Below are 19077 nucleotides of genomic sequence, written 5' to 3' on the forward strand. Positions count from 1 at the left end.
CCGGCACCGGGCCAGGCCCGCACCGGCCTCGCGCGATGAATTCGCGCCACCACCCCGCCTCTCATTCATTTCGATGATGCGCGCCCGCGCGCGGGCCAGAACACTCGAGCCGAGGGGGTTCATGGAGAACCTTCGTTGACGCAAAAAAAGGAGTGTTCCCATGACTGGTTCCAAGAGGGTGTTCTCGCGTTCGGGCATGTCGCTGGCGAGCGTCGCGGCGTTGCTGGCGCTGGCGGCATGCGGGGGTGGAGGCGGCGGTGGCGGTGGTGGCTTTCCCTTCGTCGGCGTCGCGCCGCCGCCACCGGCGCCCGCACCGCCGGCCGCGCAGAAGCTCGAGGTCAAGGTGGTCGACGGCGTGCTGCGCAATGCCAACGTCTTCCTCGACAAGAACAACAACGGCCTGCTCGACAGCGGCGAGCCCAGCGGCAGGACCGACACGGCGGGCAAGGTCACGCTCGAGATCGATGCCGCGGACGCCGGCAAGTACCCGGTCGTCGCGCTGGTGGGCACCGACGCCGTCGATGCCGAGCTCGGGCCGGTGAAGACCGCCTACGTGCTCAAGGCACCGGCCGACAAGCCGGGCCTCGTGAGCCCGCTGACCACGCTCGTGCACTACCTGGGCACCGGCGCGGGCGCCACCTCCGCCGAGGCCGAAGCCAACCTGCGCGCGCAGCTCGGCCTGGGCGGCAGCCTGTTCGACGACTACACCGCCAACGGCGACCTGCTCTCGGCCACCACGGCCGCGACGCTGGTCGCGTTCTCGCAGGCGATCTCCCGCACGCTCGCCGACAGCATCGGCACCGCCGACATCAGCGGCGGCACCATCTCGGTCGGCGACATCTCGCTCGAGACGCAGCGCATGCTGCTCGACAAGCTGACCTCGGTGCGCAACCTCGTGAACCAGGAGTTCTCGCGCGCCAGTTGCGCGGGCGGTGTCGGCACCAAGCCGTGCCAGGACCTGATGGCGGGCCAGTCGACCTACTACGCGACCAACGCCCAGGAGAACCAGCTGCGCCCGGCCAACATCGGCGTGGCCGTCGGCCTCACCAAGCTGGCCGCGGGGCCGTCCGTGGGCGCCGGCGAGGCCATCGCGGCGACCGGCATCCTCGACTGGTTCACCATCTCCGACAGCAACAACTGGAGCCGCCGCCTGCTGGTCTCGACCGTCGCGGAGAACACGCCGGTGGACGGACTGACGCACTTTCGCGACCAGCGCGAGCGCAGCGTGGCCGGCACGGTCACGCACTGGGCCTCGGGCGGCGATCCGGCGCGGGTCGGCGACCTGCACTGGAACGGCCGCAGCTGGCTCGCGTGCGCGGACTCGAAGAACACGACCACCGTGCGCGACGCCGCCGGGCGCAACATCTCGGACTACTGCGACGGCTTGAGCGTGAGCCGCTCGCGCCGCATCGATGTCGACATCTCGGGCCAGAAGCTGGCCGACGTGGTGAACCGCATCAAGTCCTCCCCGTACACCAGCAACGGTCCCTATGGATCGCGCTATGCCAACTGGGGCCCGCAGGCCAGCGCGGCGGCGATCAGCGCCGACCTCGGCAGCGCCACCTTCCCGGCCGGCTCCCGGCTGCGCCTGCAAGGCAGCATGGACCTCGCCACCGCGATCGCCTACGACGTGCGCGACAACGCGAAGGTCCAGCTCTATCCGGCGGACATCGCGCAAGGCGGCGACAGCACCCGGGGCAGCGTGGCCTGCGCGGCGAACCCGCTGCCGGCCACCGCGCGCGTCGCGACCCTCGAGACGCTGATCCAGCGCAGCCCGGGCGTGCCCTGCGTCTTCGGCGTGGGCACCCTCGACGGCGACAACGGCAGCTTCCAGAGTGGGCCGAAGAACGAGTGGTGGGGTGCCACCTCGGTCGACCTCGGTACGGTCGGCGGCGCGCCGCTGGGCACCGCGGCCACCATCACCGGCTACTACACCGGCAACTACCTGATGCGCGCGAGCTTCGCGGGCGGCGGCAGCAACGCCGTGACCTTCCTGCAATGCCAGCAGCGCGTGATCAACGGCTCGCCGCGCAACTGCATCGCGGTCGGTACGGGCAGCTACAAGATCGAGACCCTGGGCGATGCGCGCGTGCTGAGCTTCAGCCCGGTGGGCGACTTCGCGCTGTTCATCGACTACGAGCGCGTCTTCATCGAACGCGGCGGCGAGGTGTCGTTCGGCTACAAGTCGAAGGCGGTCGGCAAGCAGCAGCTGCGGTTGAACCTCGCGGCCTCGAACGCGCTGTTCGCGGCCTATGCGGCGAAGGGCGCCACGGGGCTGACGCCGATCGCGCCCTGAGCACCGGGCTGTTCAGGCGGCCCGGCGCGCCGCGGCGCAACACTGCGCCGCGAGCTCGCCGAGCCGCTTCAACCCCGCATCGATGGCCGGCGAATAGGGCCAGCCGCAGTTGATGCGCAGATAGTGGTCGAAGCGGCCCGAGTTCGAGAACATGGCGCCGGGCGCGATCTGGATGCGCTCGGCCAGCGCCGCCTCGAACAGGGCGTTGGCGCCGATGCGCTCGGGCAGCTCCAGCCACAGCTGCAGCCCGCCGCGCGGCAGGTTGAGCCGGGTGCCGGCGGGGAAGTAGTTCGCGATCGCCTCGGCCGTCTGCTCGCGCTGGCGGCCCAGGTGCTCGCGCAGCCGGCGCAGGTGGCGGTCGTAGCTGCCCGTGCCCATGAATTCGCCGGCCGCGAGCTGGGCCAGGTCCTCGTTGTTGCGGGTCTGGGCGTACTTGAGCATCTCCACGCGCGCATGCCAGCGCCCGGCCGTGATCCAGCCCAGGCGCAGGCCGGGCGCGAGGATCTTGTGCAGCGAGGCGCAGTAGATGACGTTGCCCGTGCGGTCCCAGGACTTGAGCGCGCGCAGCGGGGTCTCGCTGTCGACCAGTTCGCTGTAGGAGTCGTCCTCGATCACCGGGATGCCGTGGCGCTCGCACAGCTGCGCGAGCCGCTGCTTGTGCGCGTCGGGCATCACGCTGCCCAGCGGGTTCTGCAGGTGCGGCACCACGGCCACGGCCTTCACGTTGTCGTAGGCCTGCAGCGCGAGCTCGAGCGCCTCGATCGAGATGCCGGTCTGCGGGCTGGTCGGGATCTCGAGCGCGCGCAGGCCCAGGCTCTCGAGCACCTGCAGCAGGCCGTAGAAGGTGGGCGACTCCACGGCCACCGTGTCGCCGGGCTGCGTGACCGCGCGCAGCGCGAGGTTCAGCGCCTCGATGCAGCCGTTGGTGACCAGCACCTCGTCGGGCGGGATCGTCATGCCGATGCGCAGGCTGCGCTGGGCCAGCACGGCGCGGAACTGCGCGTTGCCCTTCTGCGGCGTGGCCGAGGTCAGCAGCTCGGGCTTGTGGCGCAGCGCGCGCGTCATCGCATTGCGCAGTGCCTCGGCCGGATAGAGCTGCGGCGCGCCGCGCGCGATCGCGAAGTTCAGCGTGTCGCCGGCCGTGCGGCCGCGCACCACGAAGTCGGACACGCGCGCATGGATGCCCACGTACTGCGCCGGATCGGGCGGCAGCACGGTCAGCGGCTCCTCCATCGGCGCGATCGCGAGCCGGCGCGGCCGGCGCACGAAGTAGCCCGAGCGGTCGCGCGCCTCGACCCAGCCGTCGCTCTCCATGGCGCGACACAGTTGCAGTGCGGTCGACAGGCTGATGGCGTGCAGCCGCATCAGGCTGCGCAGGGAGGGCAGGCGGTCGCCCTGCTTGAGCGAGCCGGTGTGGATCGCGTCCACGTAGCGCGCCGCCAGTTGCCGATAGAGCGGTAGCGAGTCCATGGCGTCGATGCTCGCGCGATCGTTCATTGGAAAACAGATGCAGTTGCGAGGGAAAACGACCATAACAGATGGCCGCCGGCCCTGACTGTTCCGGTGCGAATCGCGCCGGCGTGTGCCTGTTTTACGGGCCGGGGAATTTCTACGATCGAAGCGCGCCCAGCCCTTCCTTCACCGACTTCCGAACCCGAGGTACCGCCATGATCACCACCCTCTCGCAAGCCCCCGATGCCGTCTTCCTCGAAGCCGGCGATTCCTTCCGCACGGCGGTGGACGCCGGCACCTGGCTGCAGGTGGCCGAGGGCCGCGTGCGGGTGTCGTCGCCGCCGCGCTGGATCGGCGAGGCCGTGTGGACCGCGCACACGGTGCTCGGCGAGGGCGAGACGCATGGCGTGGAGCACGGCGGCTGGATCGAGCTGACGGCGCTGTCGCCGGTGCAGTTGCGCATCCATGCGCCGATCGCCGTCGCGCGGCGGTTGCCCGCGCGGGCCGAGCCGCCGGCCGAGCCGGTGTCGGCCGCCTGGGCCGTGCCGCGGCGGCCGGTGATGCGGCTGATGCAGCTGCTCACCGGCTGGTGAGCGGCCGCGTCAGCGCACGCTGGCCGCCTCGCGCAGCGTCTCGAGGAAGCTGCGCCGCCACCAGTGGATGTCCTGCTCGCGGATGCGCGAGAGCAGCGCCTGGTGCCGCTCGCGCCGCTCTTCCAGCGGCATCTGCAGCGCCTGCTGCACCGTCTCGGCGGTGCCGTGGGTGTCGTAGGGATTGACCAGCAGCGCTTCCTTCATCTGCTCGGCCGCGCCCGCGAAGCGCGACAGCACCAGCACGCCGGGGTCGGCCGGGTCCTGCGCCGCCACGTACTCCTTGGCGACCAGGTTCATGCCGTCGCGCAGCGGCGTCACCAGCCCCACGGCCGCGGCGCGGCACAGGCCCGGCACGCGCTTGCGCGCGACCATGCGGTGGATGTAGCGCACCGGCATCCAGTCGAGCTCGCCGTAGTCGCCGTTGATGGCGCCGCACAGCGACTCGAGCTCGCGCCGGATGTCGGCGTAGGCATCGACCGTCTCGCGCGTGGGCGAGGCGATCTGGATCAAGGTGGCGCTGCGCCGGTTCTCGGGGTAGTGGGCCAGCAGCTCGCGGAAGGCGCGCACCCGGTTCGGGATGCCCTTGGAGTAGTCGAGCCGGTCGATGCCCAGCAGCAGCCGGCGCTGCGAGTACTCGCGCTTCATGGTCTCGTACATGTCGCGCGCTTCCTTGGCATGGGTGAGCGCCGCGAACTCGTCGACGTCGATGCCGATCGGAAACGCCGCCGCGCGCACCGTGTTGCCGTAGGCGCGGTACATCTCTGCGCCCAGGCTCTCGCCCTTGGCCTCGTTGTGCACGTAGTGCTCGAAGTGCTGCACGTCCTGCTGCGCCTGGAAGCCGATCAGGTCGTAGGCGAACAGCGAGCGCATCAGCCATTCGTGCTGCGGGATCGCCGCCATGATGATCTGCGGCGGCAGCGGGATGTGCAGGAAGAAGCCGATGCGCTGCTTGCAGCCCATGGCGCGCAGCTCGGCCGCCAGCGGGATCAGGTGGTAGTCGTGGACCCAGATGACGTCGTCGTCCTTCAGCAGCGGCATCAGCTTGCGCGCGAACAGCTGGTTCACGCGCCGGTAGCCGCCGATGAAGTTGGCGTCGAAATGGGCCAGGTCGAGCCGGTCGTGGAACACCGGCCACAGCACGTCGTTGCTGTAGCCGAGGTAGTAGCTGTCGTGGTCCTCGCGGCTCAGGTCGATGGTGGCCAGCGTGACCTTGCCGGCCTGCTGGCGCCGCAGCTCGCCCTCGCCGGTCGGGCCGCCCTCGACGATCTGGCCACTCCAGCCGAACCACATGCCGCCCGATTGCTGCAGGCTCTCGCCGAGCGCCACGGCCAGGCCGCCGGCGGCGGGCTTGCGCGGATCGGCCACGCGGTTGGAGATGACGACGAGGCGGCTCATATGGCGGAGTCCCAGGGGGCGGACAGACGCATCGCCGCGTTGATGATGCCGACCATGGAATAGGTCTGCGGGAAGTTGCCCCACATCTCGCCCGTGACCGGATGCGTGTCCTCGGACAGCAGCCCGAGCGGATTGCGCGCGGCCAGCATGGTCTCGAAGATCTGGCGCGCCTCGGCCTTGCGGCCGATCTTCGCGAGCGCGTCGATGCGCCAGAAGGTGCAGATGTTGAACGCGGTCTCGGGCTTGCCGAAGTCGTCGGCCGCCTCGTAGCGGCGCATGTAGGGACCGTCGCACAGCGACTTCTCCATCGCGTCGACGGTCGAGACGAAGCGCGGATCGCGCGCGTCGATCAGCCCCACCTCGGCCATCAGCAGGATGCTGGCGTCGAGCTCGCGGCCGCCGAAGCTCTCGGCGAAGGCCTGGCGCTCCTCGCTCCACGACTTGGCGAGGATCTCCTCGCGCATGCGCGAGGCATGGCCGTGCCAGTAGGCGGCGCGCTCGGCGAAGTTGATGCGGTTCTCCGCGGGCTTGCCCGAGGAGGCGGCCTCGGCGCGCGCGGTCTTGTCGAGCGCGCGCGCGATCTTCGCGAGCCGGTCGCAGGCGGCCCAGCTCATGAGCGCCGAGCTGGTGTGCACGCGCGCGCGGGTGCGCAGCTCCCACATGCCGGCGTCGGGCGTGCCGTAGACCGCGATCGCGCGCTCGCCCACGGCCTCGAGGTGCGGAAACTCCGCCTCGCCCGCGCGCTGCAGCAGCCGGTGGTCGTGGAAGGCCTGCGCGGCGCCCAGCACGATGTTGCCGTAGACGTCGTGCTGGAAATGCTCCTGCGCCTGGTTGCCCACGCGAACCGGGCCCATGCCGCGGTAGCCGGGCAGGGTCTCGACGAAGGACTCGGGCAGCTCGCGCTCCAGGCCGATGCCGTACAGCGGCTGGATGTGCTCGCCGTGCGAGCCGATCACCACGTTGCCGAGCCAGCGCAGGTAGTCCTCCATGGTGCCGACCTCGCTCAGCGAGTTGAGCGCGCGCACCACGAAGAAGGCATCGCGCAGCCAGCAGTAGCGGTAGTCCCAGTTGCGCTGGCTGTCGGGCGCCTCGGGGATGCTGGTGGTCATCGCGGCCACGATGGCGCCGGTGTCCTCGTACAGCGACATCTTCAGCGTGATGGCCGCGCGGATCACCGCGTCCTGGTACTCGAAGGGGATCGCGAGCCGCTTCGACCAGACGCGCCAGTAGGCGATGGTCTCCTGCTCGAAGCGGCGCGCGGTGTCGGCGATGCCGTCGAGCAGGGTCTCGTCGACGCCGAACATGAAGTTGTATTCGCGCGAGACCACGAAGGGCTGGCGCGCGAGGATGTGCGAGATCGAGGCGTCGGTGTTCAGCCTGAGCGTGACGTCGGGGCCGACGTAGCGGATGTGGTTGCTGCCGCGCGTGACCTCGACCGGCTCGGTCGCGCCCCACTGGAAGCGCGGGTCGAGCGCCACGCGCATGCGCGGCGCGCCGGCGATCGGGCGCACGCGGCGCACCAGCATCAGCGGGCGGAAGTAGCGCGCGCGGCTGTAGAAGCGCGGCGCGAAGTCGGTGATCTCGATGCCCTGGCCCGCGCTGTCGAACAGCTGGGTGCGCAGCACGGCGGTGTTCGGCTCGTACCACTGCCTGGCTTCGGCGAAGTCCTCGATCTCGAAGCCCCAGGCCGCGCCGCCTTCGCCCGGATGCAGCAGGGCGTTGAACACCGGGTCGCCGTCGAAGCGCGGCAGGCAGCACCAGACCACGCGCGCGCGCGCATCGACCAGCGCGCTGAAGGCGCAGTTGCCGATCACGCCGAGGTTGAGCGAGCAGTCGGCCGGGCGCGGAAATTCGCGCGGCTTGGGCGCGGCGGCCGTGCGTTCGTCGACCGGCGCATCGTCGTCGGGGCCGGCCGCGCCGGCCACCGCTTCGCCGCCGCGGTCCTCGGGAGCCTTCTGGAGCTGCCGTGCTTGCGGATCGTCGTGCCGCCCGGCCGGGACTTGTTGTTGTTCTTCCTGCTGGGTGTCGCTCATGCGGGATTCCTTGGCGAAGCTTCTTCGGGAGCGGGGGAGGGCGCGTTCGCGAGCTGGTCGCGCGCCTGCACCAGCCATTCGTAGACGGCGCGCGGCGACTCGAGCCGGTGCTGCGCGAGGCTCGGACCCGAGCCGACCTTGATGCCGACGCCGCCGCGTGGCTGCACCACGGCGAAGCCGCTCTCGTCGGTGGTGTCGTCGCCCGCGAACACCGGCACGCGGCCCGCGAACGGCGGCTCGTGCATGAAGGCGTCGATGGCGATGCCCTTGTTGACGCCGGCGGGCTTGACCTCGAACACGAACTTGCCGTGCAGCAGCTCGAGCTGCGGCCGCTCGGCGATGGCGCGCGACATGGCGTCGCCGCACACGGCCTCGAGCTGCGGCGCGAGCCGGTAGTGCAGCGCGATGGCCGCGTGCTTGCGCTCGACCAGCAGGCCTTCGTGCACGCGCGCGAGCTCGTTGGCGATCTCGAGCACGGGCACCAGGTCGGGCGGATGCTGTTCCTGCATCGCGCCCTTGGCATCGCGGCGCTGCACGCCGTGCTCGCCCGCGGCCGGCAGGCGCAGCGGCGCGAGGAAGCGGTCGAGCACGTCGATCTGGCGGCCCGACACCACGGCGAGGGCGCCGCCGAGCAGGTCCTTGAGGTCGCCGAGCAGCGCGACCAGGGCAGGGGGGACTTCGATCGCCTCGGGCGTGGCCGCGAGGCCCACCAGGGTGCCGTCGAAATCGAGGAAGAGGGCCGCGTCCCGGCCCAGGGGAGGAGGCAGCGGATCGTTGCTGCGGATGGGATTGGACATCGTGAAAGACCTTAGCACGGCCCCCGCGCGCGCCGTGTCGGCCAAAACCGGACGTGCCCGGGGGCCGGGGCCGCGACCTGCGCGCAGGCTCAGGGCGCGGCGCCGGGCGCGAGATCGGCCAGCGCGCGCAGCAGCGCCGTGGCCTCCACCGGCTTGAACAGCACCGGCACGCCCGAGGCGCGCACGCGCTGCAGCCGCTCGGGCGCGGTCTCGCCGGTCACCAGCATCAGCGGCGCCGCGAGGTCGAAGCGCGCGCGCAGGCGCTGGCCGACGTCGAGGCCGTTGTCGCCGTTGGCGAGCCGGTAGTCGCACAGCAGCGCACGGAAGGGCGCCGGGCCCGATGCCAGCAGCGCGGCCGCTTCCGCCTCGCCGGCCACGGCCTCCAGGTCGATGCCGTGGGCCTGCAGCAGCTCGGTCATCGCCGCGCGGATCTCGGCGTCGTCGTCGATCAGCAGGATGCGGCCCGGCACCGGTGCCGCCGGGGCGGGTGCGGTTTCGGCGCGGACGGCCCAGGGCCCGGCGGCGGCCTGCGCGTCGCAGCGCGGCAGCACGAGCCGAAAGCGCGTGCCGCGTCCCACGCGCGAGCGCAGCTGCACCGGATGGCCGAGCAGCCGCGAGAGGCGGCGCACGATGGCCAGGCCGATGCCCAGCCCGTGCGAGCGCTCGCGCCCGGGGTTGTCGACCTGGTAGAACTCCTCGAACACGCGGTCGAGCTGGCCCGGCGCGATGCCGATGCCCGAATCGACCACCTCGATCCACACCGAATCGCCGAGCCCGTCGCCGTTGCGCCGCACGCGCGCGCGCACCGACACGCCGCCGCGCGCCGTGTACTTGAGCGCGTTGTCGAGCAGGTTCGACAGCATGCGGTGCAGCAGCCGCGGATCGCTGCGCACCCACAGGCCGCTCGCGCGCAGCCGCAGCTGCAATTGGCGCTGCTCGGCCTGCGCCGCGAACATGGGATTGAGCGCGCGGAACAGCACGTCGAGCGAGACCGGCTCGAGCGCCGGCTCGACCACGCCGGCATCGAGGCGCGAGACATCGAGCATGGTGTCGAGCGAACTGCCGAGCGCGTTCACCGCGCGCATCAGGCGCTGCGCGTTGCGGCTTTGGGGATGCTCGTTCTCGAGCGCGGCGCCGAACAGCGCAATGGCATGCAGCGGCTGGCGCAGGTCGTGGCTGGCGGTGGCCAGGAAGCGGGTCTTCTCGATGCTCGCGCGCTCGGCCGCGGCGATCTGCTCGCCCAGGCGCTCGGCCAGCGCCTCGTTCTCGAAGCGCAGCACCAGCGAGTCGGTCAGCAGCCGGTGCTGCTGCTGGCCCACGCGCAGCGTGAACAGCAGGTAGGCCAGGCTGAACATCGACAGGAACAGGTGCATGCCGTCGCCCTGCCAGGCCAGCGCGGTGATCAGGCTCAGCATCATCGGCAGCGTGTAGCCGTAGAGCGCGGGCTTGAGCGGCCACAGCAGCTGCATGGCGCGCGCGCAGCTGCCGATGACGACCACCGTGAGCACCGAGGTCGCGGACAGGTCGTCGCGCGAGATGAACAGCCAGGGCGCGGTGGCGGTCGCCAGGCTCACCAGGGTGACGGTGCGCGCATGGCGGCGCGCCCACAGCGGGGTCTGGTCCAGCGGCAGGTCGGCATGCCAGCGCGGCATCAGGTACAGCGCCAGGCCGAGCAGCAGGTGGGCCGCCATCCAGGCCAGGATCCAGGCGCGCGGCGAGGCGATGTACATCGCGGCCCCGAGCGCGACGCCGAGGCCGAAGTGCACCACGATCGAGGCGTCGTAGGCGCCGTAGACCGAGGCCAGGTGCTCGCGCAGCACGCGCAGCGCCAGGTCCTGCGGCACCGCGGCCGCGACCGGCGGCGCGGCGTGCGTGGCGCTCGGGTCCGGCGAGGAGGTGGGAGGCGGGGCGGCGATCACCCGGCCCATGCTAGCCGGGGCGTGCGGCGTCGGAAGTGCCCTAAGTCATGGAACCTCCGCCATAGGCGTGAAGACATGCCGCGGCGCGCGTGGTATTCGCGCGCCTGGGGCGGTCGGCCGTTCAGCCGGTCGCGGCCTTCACGGCGTCGATGCGCGCGCGGTGGATCGCCTCGCCGATCTTCGGGCCGGTGGCGCCGGCCTGCTGCGCCTGGCGCGCGACCGCGTCGGTGGCCACGGCCGCGGCCACGGCCAGCACCGCGAGCAGGCGCTCGCGCTGCGGATAGTCGCGCTGCTCGAAGCCGAGCCGGCCGCGCGCGTCGCATTCGCAGGCCAGCAGCGCCTCGGCGAAGCGCGCGGGCTTGCGGAAGGCGTCGCATCGCTCGAGCAGCCGCACCAGTGCGGCGGCATCGAGCTCGCCGCTGCGGTGGATGTTGCCGTGCTCGCGCGCCACCACCTCGGCCAGCTCGCGGAGGTCGACCGGCACGCGCCAGCGATCGCACACCGCCTGCAGCAGCTCGGCGCTGCGCTTCTCGTGGCCGATGTGGCGCGGCAGGATCTCCGGCTCGGTGGTGCCCTTGCCGAGGTCGTGCATCAGGCAGGCGAAGCGCACGCCCAGCGACGCCGACAGGCGCGCGCTGGTGTCGAGCACCATCATCAGGTGCACGCCGGTGTCGATCTCGGGATGGTGCTGCGCGGGCTGTGGCACGCCCCAGAGCCGGTCGACCTCGGGCAGCAGCACCGCGAGCGCGCCGCAGGCGCGCAGCACCTCGAACATGCGCGAGGGCCGCGTCTCCATCAGCCCGCGCGAGAGTTCCTGCCACACGCGCTCGGGCACCAGCGCATCGACCTCGCCGGCCGCGACCATCTCGCGCATCAGCGCCAGCGTGTCGGGCGCGACCTCGAAGTCGTCGAAGCGCGCGGCGAAGCGCGCCACGCGCAGGATGCGCACCGGGTCCTCGCGGAAGGCGTCGGTGACGTGGCGCAGCCGCTTCTCGCGCAGGTCGCGCTGGCCGTGGAAGGGGTCGGCCAGGTCGGTGGGGGCGGGGTCGAAGCTGCCGTCGGCGCCCACGCGCTCGGCCGGCAGCGCGATCGCGTTGATGGTCAGGTCGCGCCGCGCGAGGTCCTGCTCGAGGCTCACGTCGGGCGCGGCGTGGATCACGAAGCCGCGGTAGCCGGGCGCGCTCTTGCGCTCGGTGCGCGCGAGCGCGTACTCCTCGCGCGTCGATGGATGCAGGAATACCGGGAAGTCGCGCCCCACGGGCAGGAAGCCCTGTGCCACCATGTCCTCGGGCGTGGCGCCGACCACGAGCCAGTCGTGGTCCGACACCGGGCGTCCGAGCAGGCGGTCGCGCACCGCGCCGCCGACGAGATAGGTTTTCATGCGCCCAGTGTAGGGATACCCCGCAGGGCCTAAAAAGAACGGTCGTTCGATAATTGCCGGGCAAATCGAACGATCGTTCGCTCGTTCGAGGTGCTCGAACGCCTCACCGGCCTCAGACCGGCACCGCGTTTGGAGGGGGAATTTCAACCAAAGGAGTATTCACATCATGAAAAAAACCATGTTGGCGTTGGCAGCCCTCGGGGCACTGACGTCCGGCAGCGCCTTTGCACAGAAGGCCGGCGACTGGGTCGTCGGCGCGGGCTGGTTCCATCTTTCGCCGCAGGACAAGAGCAAGCCGCTGATGCTGACCTCGCCGGTGCAGAGCGTGCTCGCCGGCTCGGGCGCCAGCGTGAGCGATTCCGACACGCTGGGTCTCAACGCGGCCTATTTCCTCGACGACCACTGGGCCGTGGAAGGCGTGCTGGGCATCCCGCCGAAGTTCAAGCTCGAAGGCACCGGCACGCTGGCGCGCGTGGGCGAACTGGGCAAGGCACGCCAGTGGAGCCCGACCATCCTCGGCAAGTACTACTTCAACGACGGCAATGCCGCCTTCCGTCCCTTCGTGGGCCTGGGCGCCACCTACGTCTGGTACAGCGGCGTGCAGATCACCAGCAACCTGCAGGAAGCGCTCGGCAGCCAGCTGCGCCAGCGGCCGCTGTCGACCGTGACCACCGCCAAGCTCGACAGCTCGTTCGCGCCCGTGCTCAACGCCGGCCTGGCCTACCAGTTCGACAAGCACTGGGGCATTTCCTTCTCGGTCTCCTACATCCCGCTGAAGACCAAGGCCAAGCTCACGACGACCTCGATCACGGGCCTGCCGATCGCGACCAGCGAAGCGCGCCTGAAGCTCAATCCGATCGTGACCTACGTGGCGGCCACCTACCGCTTCTGACCGGACACGACGCGGCCTGGCCGGCTCGCGCCGATCGACGACAGCGAACGACGATCAGCGCGAGGTCCGGTAGGGCTCGTCGAAGGCCACGAAATCCTGCTCCGCGAGCGCCTGCTCGATCCACGCGGCGACGCCCGGCAGGGCCGCCACCCGATCGATGTAGGCCTGCGCCGCGGGCGGCACCGGCAGCCCGTAGCTGCGGATGCGCATGCACACCGGCGCATAGAAGGCATCGGCGATGCCGAACTCGCCGAACAGCATCGGGCCGCCATGGGTGTCGAGCAGCTCGCTCCACATGGCCGCGATGCGTTCCAGGTCCTCGACCACGCCGGGCTGTTCCTTCAGCACGCGCGCGCCCACCTCGGCCAGCGAGGCCTCGATGTTCATCGGGAAGTGGTTGCGCAGGTTGCCGAAGCCCGAGTGCATCTCGGCGCTGACGCTGCGCGCGCGGGCCCGCGCGGCCTTGTCGCGCGGCCACAGCGCCTTGTCGGGGAACTGCTCGGCCAGGTACTCGGCGATGGCGAGCGAATCCCAGACCGTGATGTCGCCGTCGATCAGCACCGGCACGCGCGCCGTGGGGTTGACCGCGCCGACCACGGCCTTGAAGTTGGAGCCGGCCTCGAAGGCGTCGAAGCGCACCATCACTTCCTCGAAGGGAATGCCGGCCTGCTTGAGCAGCACCCAGGGACGCATGGACCACGACGAGTAGTTCTTGTTGCCGATGTAGAGCTTGAGCATGGATTTCCTCCGGTTGGTTTCGTGGCAAAGCCTTCGATGCTAGGGCGCGGGCGCCGCGCGATTGATACCGTTTGCGGCGCGCATTGATGACGGGCGCGGCCCGCACGCCGGCGGCTATCGCCGGTCGGTGTCGTCGGTGCGCAGCGGGGGCTCGCTGCTCGAGGCGATGACGCGCGGCGCGGCGCGGCCGGGTGCCTCCTCGCCCTTGGGTGGCCCGATCACGCGCTCGATCAGGCTCACGAGCCGCGGCACGAACTGCAGCACCACCAGCGCCAGCAGCGCGCTGATCACCGCCGTGGCCTCGCGGCCCAGGCCGCAGGCCATGCCGATCGCGGCCGTCATCCACAGCCCCGCGGCGGTGGTGAGGCCCTGCACGTGGTGCTCGTCCTTGCCCTGCTTGAGGATGGTGCCCGCGCAGAGGAAGCCGACGCCGGCCACCAGGCCCTGGATCACGCGGCTCATGTCGGCCGGCACGATGCCGGTCTGCTGCGGCACGAGCACGAACATGGCCGAGCCGATGGCCACCAGCATGTGGGTGCGCACGCCGGCCGCCTTGCCCTGCTGCTCGCGCTCGAAGCCGAGCACGAAGCCCAGCAGCGCCGCGAGCAGCAGCCGCACCAGGATGCGCGTGAGCTGGGCGAGGTCGCCCACGTCCGAGAACTCGGCGGCGATGGTGTCGAGGACCTCGTCGCGCCAGCTCATCTCAGGGCAGGTCCTTGTTGGGCTCGGGCATCGCGGCGTCGCGCGGGCCGACCCGGCCCAGGCGTTCCTTCAGCGACTGCGGCCGGCCGGTGATGATCGCGGCGTAGTTGGTGGTGTTGGCCAGCACCTTCTTCACGTAGTCGCGGGTCTCGTTGAACGGCACGTTCTCGGCCCAGATCGCGGCATCGAGCACCGGGCCGTTGCGCCAGCTGCGCGGGCGGCCCGGGCCGGCGTTGTAGGCCGCGGCGGCCAGCGCCATCGAGTCGTCGAAGTCGTCGAGCGCGAGCTTCAGGTAGTTGGTGCCGATGGTGATGTTGGTCTCGCGGTCGTTGATCTGGCCCGGCGTGAAGTCGGTCATGCCGATCTTGCGCGCGGTCCAGCGCGCGGTGGCGGGCATCACCTGCATCAGGCCCGAGGCGCCGACGCCCGAGCGCGCGTCCATGATGAAGCGGCTCTCCTGGCGGATCAGGCCGTAGACGTAGGCCGGGTCGAGGCCGATGTCCTGGCTCTTGCGCAGCACGGTGTCGTGGAAGGGCATCGGGAAGCGCTGCTCGACGTCGATCACGCCCTTGGTGCGCTCGCTGGTGTTGATGCAGCGGTCCCAGACCTCGCGCTGGCAGGCGAAGTCGGCCGCGGCCAGCAGCGCGCGGTCGTCCATGCCGCCCCGGTCGTGCAGGTTGGTGGCGTAGTTCCATTCGCGCGTGCCCTCGGGGCGCAGGCCGATCGCGATCGCGTAGAGGCCGCGGTTGAGCGAGGGGTTCAGGCGCGCGGCGTTGCGTTCCTCGGGCGTGAGCGGCGCGGGCCGGGTGGCGGCCATCACGCGCTGGCCCAGCTCCTCGAGCGCCAGCATCTCGTAGAAGCCGCGCGTACCCGCGATGCCCTGGTAGAGCTCGCGCGCCTGGGCGCGGCGCTCGTCGCCGCCGGCATTGACCAGCGCGCGCGCCTTCCAGTAGGTCCAGGTCGGGTCCTGCTGGCTGGCCTCGCTCATGGCGTTGATGGCGGGCGCCACGTCCTTCCACTGGCCGGCGCGCAGCGCCGCGCGCACGCGCCAGCCGAGCATGTCGTCCGACAGGTCGGCGTTCTTGGTGACGTTGCCGAAGTAGCTCACGGCCTGCGGCCAGAGCTTGATCGCCGACTGGCGGCCGATGGTGCCCCAGATCCAGTTGCGCTCCTCGGCCGAGAGCATCGCGCTCCACTTGGCGTCGAGCTGCGAGGCGGCCTGCTCGGGATCGGCCATCGCGATCTTGATCAGCGCCAGCGTGACCAGCTCGCGGCGCGACTTGGCGGCCACGGGCCCGCGCGTGACGAGGAACTTGGCCGCGCTCGCGTTGACCTCCTCGAACAGCGGCAGCGCATCGGGCGACGCCAGCGTGACGGCACCGCGCGCGGCCTGCGGCCGGTTGGCCTCGATGGCCAGGCGCGCCTTCTTCCAGGCGTCGTTGGGCGAGAGCAGGCGCGCGGCGATCATGCGGTCGGCGGCCGTGAGGCAGCCGTCGTCGCTGTCGCGCTGGGCGAACCAGTTGCGCCGGATCTCGTCGGCCTGGGCCTGGGTGGCGCTGCCGCTGCGCAGCGCGTCGACCAGGATCGCGTAGCAGCGCACCTGGGCGTCGTCGCCCATGCGGAAGCCCGCGATGGCGGCCGAGAAGTTGTCCCAGTCGCGGCGCTGGCCCGTGAGCAGCAGCCAGTCGTTGCGCAGCCGGTCTTCCTGGTAGGTGCCGGGGTAGCGCGCGAAGAAGTCCTGCACCTCGTTCGCGCCGGCTTCCTGCAGCCGCGCCTTGAGTTCCCAATAGGCGGCCCAGGGTTCGAGCACGTGGCCGCGTGCCTGCGGCAGCAGCGCCGCCAGCCGGGCCTTGTCGCCGCGCTGGAAGGCCTGCTTCATCTGCAGCAGCACCTCGTCGTTGCTGTTGTTCTGCGCCAGCGCCGCGGCGGGCGCGAAGAGGGTCAGCGCACAGGCCGCGAGGGCCGAAAGAACCAGTGCCGGCGCGACGCTGCGCGGGCGGCGGCACATGGATGCCAAAATGCTTGGAAACTGCATCGGGAGATTATGGACAAGTCAAAGGATGCCGCCACGTCGGCGACGGCGAGTTTTCTCAAGGATCAGCTGCGCAAGGCGTTGATCGAACAACGTCTGGGGATGCCGGACCGGCTGACACGCGCGGACCTGCTGCAGCGCGTGATGCGCATCTGGCTGGTCGGCCGGCCCGACACCGTGATCGGCGCCTACTGGCCGATCAAGGGCGAGTTCGATCCGCTGCCCGCGCTGCATCGGTGGAAGGAGGACGGCGAACTGATCGACGAGCCGCAGCGCCGCCGCATCGGCCTGCCGGTGATCGACAAGGTCCACAAGACCCTGACCTTCCACGCCTGGTACCCGGGCTGCCAGATGGAAGAGGACGCCTACGGCATCCCCAAGCCCAAGGACACCGAGCTGATCGTGCCGACCCTGCTGTTCGTGCCCTGCGTGGGCTACAGCGCGGGCGGCTACCGGCTCGGCTACGGCGGCGGCTTCTACGACCGCACGCTGGCCGCCCTCGAGCCGCGGCCCTTCACGGTCGGCCTGGGTTTCGCGAACGGCTTCCTCGAGGACTTCGAGCCCGAGGCGCACGACCTGCCGCTCGACGCGATCCTCAACGACAACGGGGTGGTCTGGCCGATCGGCTGAGCGGCTGCTTCCTGCGCATACGGGCGCCCGGCCTCGAGCCGCGGCGCCCTTTTTCTCTTCAGTCCATGTTGTCGATGGTGTCCGGGTCGGGCACCTCGCCGATGGTCTCGCGCGTGGTGCCGGCCTGCGCCAGCAGCCAGTCCCAGAAAGCCTTGATCTCGGGCCGCAGCGCGCTGCGCGGGCCGGCGATCAGCCAATAGGACATCGGCGAATCCATGCGGTGCTGCGGCAGCACCTCGATCAGGTCGCCGTTGGCCAGGCTCTCGGCGATCAACGAACTGCGCGCCAGCACCACGCCCTGGCCGGTCAGCGCGGCCTGCACCATCTGGTAGGCGTAGTTGAAATAGAGCCAGCGCTTGGGCTGGGCGCGTTCCAGGCCGTGCAGCTCGAACCAGCGCCGCCAGGTCAGCCACTCGAGGTGGGTGCGGTGGGCGTCGCCGGCCTCGATCAGCGTGAAGCGCGCGATGTCCTCGGGCTTCTTGATCGGCGGGCTGCTCTTGATGAGCCAGGGGCTCGCCACCGGCGTGAGGTTTTCGCCGAACAACCGCACGGCCTGCGGGGGCATGGCCTCGCGCGGGCCGTAGCGCAGCGCGATGTCGACGTCGGCCACCTCGAGGTCGACCGCGAGGTCGCTGGCGTCGATCCGGATGTCGATCTCGGGGTTGTCGCGCTGGAAGGCCTCGAGCCGCGGGATCAGCCACATCGAGGCGAACGAGGCGAAGGTGGTCAGCGAGACGCTCTTGCGCCCGGCGCTCTGGCGGATCTGCCGCACCGCGGTGTCGACGCGCGGCAGCGCCTGCTGCACCGCCAAAAGCAGCTGGGCGCCCGCGCTGGTCAGCTCGACCGCGCGCGTGTGGCGCAGGAACAGCGGCACGCCCACTTCCTCCTCGAGCGACTGGATCTGGCGGCTCACGGCCGACTGGGTCAGGGCCATTTCCTCGGCCGCGGCGCGGAAGTTCAGGTGCCGCGCGACCGCCTCGAAGGCGCGCAGGTGGCCGGCGGAGATCGGGCGGGAGCGCAGGTGGGTTTGCGAATGCTGCATGGATCGGGGGCCGGCGCCTGCTTCGGGATTGATGCGAAACCGGAATCAGTAGGCTACCTCCTTTTCATTGGACTGCCAACGGCCGGGAAACGATCATTCATTCCCGAACCGCGCCATTGCTGCCTCCTTTTCCAAGCACCCATTGATTCGCGATTCGGCAAACACCTAGGAGCCCATCATGTCCACTGCCGTCTGCACCACCTCTACGCTGTCCACCCTGTCGCTGCCCAACCGCAACACCGCCGCCGCGATTCCGCCGGCCGTGCGCCGCGGTGCCTGGCAAATCGCGCCCGGCGAGGCGATGAGCCTGAAGGCGCGCGGCGACAGCGTGCTGCGCGTGCGCCAGGGCCGGGTCTGGATCACGCCCGATGCCACGCTCGAGAACCCGAGCGAGGACCTGGTGCTCGCCCCCGGTGAGTCGCTCACCGTGGCGGCCGGCCAGCGCATCGTGATGGAAGCCTGGGACGGCTACGGCGCCACGTACACGTGGGACGCCGCTTGATCCCGCGGGTTTACTGATCGATCCTGGGCCATCGGGCGGCGGCGCGAGCCGCGCCCGCCATACCAAGGGGCCGGACGGCGCTTCGCGCATCGTCCGGCCCTTTTCCTTTGGCGCGGCCGTCTTCAGCCGTTGATGTCGAAACTGCGGCGCAGCGCCAGGAAATGCTTGAGCGCGACCTCACCGTCGAGCGCATGCACGCCGGCCATCAGGTCGGGTCCCTCGCTCTCGGCCAGCCCGAGCCGGAAGCCGCTGTAACGGCGCGCGGCCAGTTCGCCCTGCCAGGCCACGCGCACGTCGACATGGCGCGGGTCGCGCGCGATGCGGTCCATCAGCGAGCGCAGGGCGTCGGGCGGTCCCTCGATGTGCTGGCAGAAGCGCTGGCCGTCGAAGACCAGCAGCCCGGTGATGCCGAGTTCGCCGTTGCGCGCGCGGGCGCGCGCGACGATGTTGGCCACCGTGCCGGGCGGCAGGTCCGGCGCAAGCTCGCTGCAGTAGAGGATCTCGGAGAGCGCCGGGGCGGGCGCGGGAGCTTGCGTCTGTTCGTCGGAAATCATGGGCCGGGATGGGAAAAGCGAGCGCAGTGTAGGCAGCCGTCCGACATCACGAAATGTAAAAAGACATACCGGTCCCACCCCCCTCGATGCCTATAGTCGGTGGTGCCCGACCAGTACCC

General features: G+C 70.8%; 16 protein-coding genes. 5 read left to right on the plus strand and 11 right to left on the minus strand.

Annotated features, from left to right (window positions below; all coding sequences use genetic code 11):
- Window positions 1–160: 160 nt before the first annotated feature.
- Complete coding sequence (locus BM109_RS34945) at window positions 161–2296, plus strand: hypothetical protein (protein ID WP_093353553.1); 2136 nt, start codon at window positions 161–163, stop codon at window positions 2294–2296.
- A 12-nt stretch (window positions 2297–2308) separates the two neighbouring features.
- Here BM109_RS34945 and BM109_RS34950 read toward each other — a convergent pair whose 3' ends face one another.
- A complete protein-coding gene (locus BM109_RS34950; RefSeq protein WP_256222980.1) occupies window positions 2309–3793 on the minus strand; it encodes an aminotransferase-like domain-containing protein in 1485 nt (494 codons plus the stop codon).
- 170 nt (window positions 3794–3963) lie between these two features.
- On the opposite strand from BM109_RS34950, the gene BM109_RS34955 reads away from it, so the two are divergent.
- A complete protein-coding gene (locus BM109_RS34955; RefSeq protein WP_093353555.1) occupies window positions 3964–4341 on the plus strand; it encodes a hypothetical protein in 378 nt (125 codons plus the stop codon).
- 9 nt (window positions 4342–4350) lie between these two features.
- Here BM109_RS34955 and otsA read toward each other — a convergent pair whose 3' ends face one another.
- From otsA to BM109_RS34980, 5 genes are all read right to left on the minus strand, one after another.
- Window positions 4351–5736 (minus strand): alpha,alpha-trehalose-phosphate synthase (UDP-forming), encoded by a 1386-nt coding sequence (gene otsA, locus BM109_RS34960; protein ID WP_093353558.1) that lies wholly within the window; start codon window positions 5734–5736, stop codon window positions 4351–4353.
- Window positions 5733–7769 carry a glycoside hydrolase family 15 protein gene (locus BM109_RS34965; protein WP_256222981.1) on the minus strand — a complete coding sequence of 679 codons (2037 nt, stop codon included), beginning with the start codon at window positions 7767–7769 and terminating at the stop codon, window positions 5733–5735. Before BM109_RS34965 ends, otsA begins: the two co-directional genes overlap by 4 nt.
- Window positions 7766–8566 carry a trehalose-phosphatase gene (gene otsB, locus BM109_RS34970; protein WP_093353560.1) on the minus strand — a complete coding sequence of 267 codons (801 nt, stop codon included), beginning with the start codon at window positions 8564–8566 and terminating at the stop codon, window positions 7766–7768. Before otsB ends, BM109_RS34965 begins: the two co-directional genes overlap by 4 nt.
- 89 nt (window positions 8567–8655) lie before the next feature.
- Complete coding sequence (locus BM109_RS34975; protein ID WP_371269219.1) at window positions 8656–10485, minus strand: ATP-binding response regulator; 1830 nt, start codon at window positions 10483–10485, stop codon at window positions 8656–8658.
- 121 nt (window positions 10486–10606) lie between these two features.
- Window positions 10607–11866, minus strand: a complete 1260-nt coding sequence (locus tag BM109_RS34980) for a multifunctional CCA addition/repair protein (protein ID WP_093353565.1) — start codon at window positions 11864–11866, stop codon at window positions 10607–10609.
- Window positions 11867–12032: 166 nt separating this feature from the next.
- Between BM109_RS34980 and BM109_RS34985 the strand changes: the two genes are divergently transcribed.
- Window positions 12033–12758, plus strand: a complete 726-nt coding sequence (locus tag BM109_RS34985; protein ID WP_093353568.1) for an OmpW/AlkL family protein — start codon at window positions 12033–12035, stop codon at window positions 12756–12758.
- Between the two features lie 54 nt (window positions 12759–12812).
- On the opposite strand, the gene BM109_RS34990 is transcribed toward BM109_RS34985, so the two are convergent.
- From BM109_RS34990 to BM109_RS35000, 3 genes are all read right to left on the minus strand, one after another.
- A complete protein-coding gene (locus tag BM109_RS34990; RefSeq protein ID WP_093353570.1) occupies window positions 12813–13496 on the minus strand; it encodes a glutathione S-transferase family protein in 684 nt (227 codons plus the stop codon).
- Between the two features lie 114 nt (window positions 13497–13610).
- The gene (locus BM109_RS34995; protein ID WP_093353573.1) at window positions 13611–14198 is read right to left on the minus strand and encodes an MgtC/SapB family protein; all 588 of its coding nucleotides are present in this window, start codon (window positions 14196–14198) and stop codon (window positions 13611–13613) included.
- A gap of 1 nt (window position 14199) precedes the next feature.
- Entirely contained in the window at window positions 14200–16206 is a 2007-nt protein-coding gene (locus tag BM109_RS35000; protein ID WP_256222983.1) for a lytic transglycosylase domain-containing protein, read from the minus strand.
- Between the two features lie 36 nt (window positions 16207–16242).
- Here BM109_RS35000 and BM109_RS35005 point away from each other — a divergent pair, with 36 nt between their 5' ends.
- Window positions 16243–16860, plus strand: a complete 618-nt coding sequence (locus BM109_RS35005) for a 5-formyltetrahydrofolate cyclo-ligase (protein WP_057596551.1) — start codon at window positions 16243–16245, stop codon at window positions 16858–16860.
- Window positions 16861–16918: 58 nt separating this feature from the next.
- Here BM109_RS35005 and BM109_RS35010 read toward each other — a convergent pair whose 3' ends face one another.
- Window positions 16919–17902 carry a LysR substrate-binding domain-containing protein gene (locus BM109_RS35010; protein WP_057596550.1) on the minus strand — a complete coding sequence of 328 codons (984 nt, stop codon included), beginning with the start codon at window positions 17900–17902 and terminating at the stop codon, window positions 16919–16921.
- A 178-nt stretch (window positions 17903–18080) separates the two neighbouring features.
- Between BM109_RS35010 and BM109_RS35015 the strand changes: the two genes are divergently transcribed.
- Window positions 18081–18404, plus strand: coding sequence for a DUF2917 domain-containing protein (locus BM109_RS35015; RefSeq protein ID WP_093353579.1), 324 nt, complete (start codon window positions 18081–18083; stop codon window positions 18402–18404).
- 122 nt (window positions 18405–18526) lie between these two features.
- Here BM109_RS35015 and BM109_RS35020 read toward each other — a convergent pair whose 3' ends face one another.
- A complete protein-coding gene (locus BM109_RS35020; RefSeq protein ID WP_093353582.1) occupies window positions 18527–18958 on the minus strand; it encodes a BLUF domain-containing protein in 432 nt (143 codons plus the stop codon).
- Window positions 18959–19077 lie beyond the last annotated feature (119 nt).

The organism is Variovorax sp. PDC80 (assembly GCF_900115375.1).
GTDB lineage: Bacteria > Pseudomonadota > Gammaproteobacteria > Burkholderiales > Burkholderiaceae_C > Variovorax.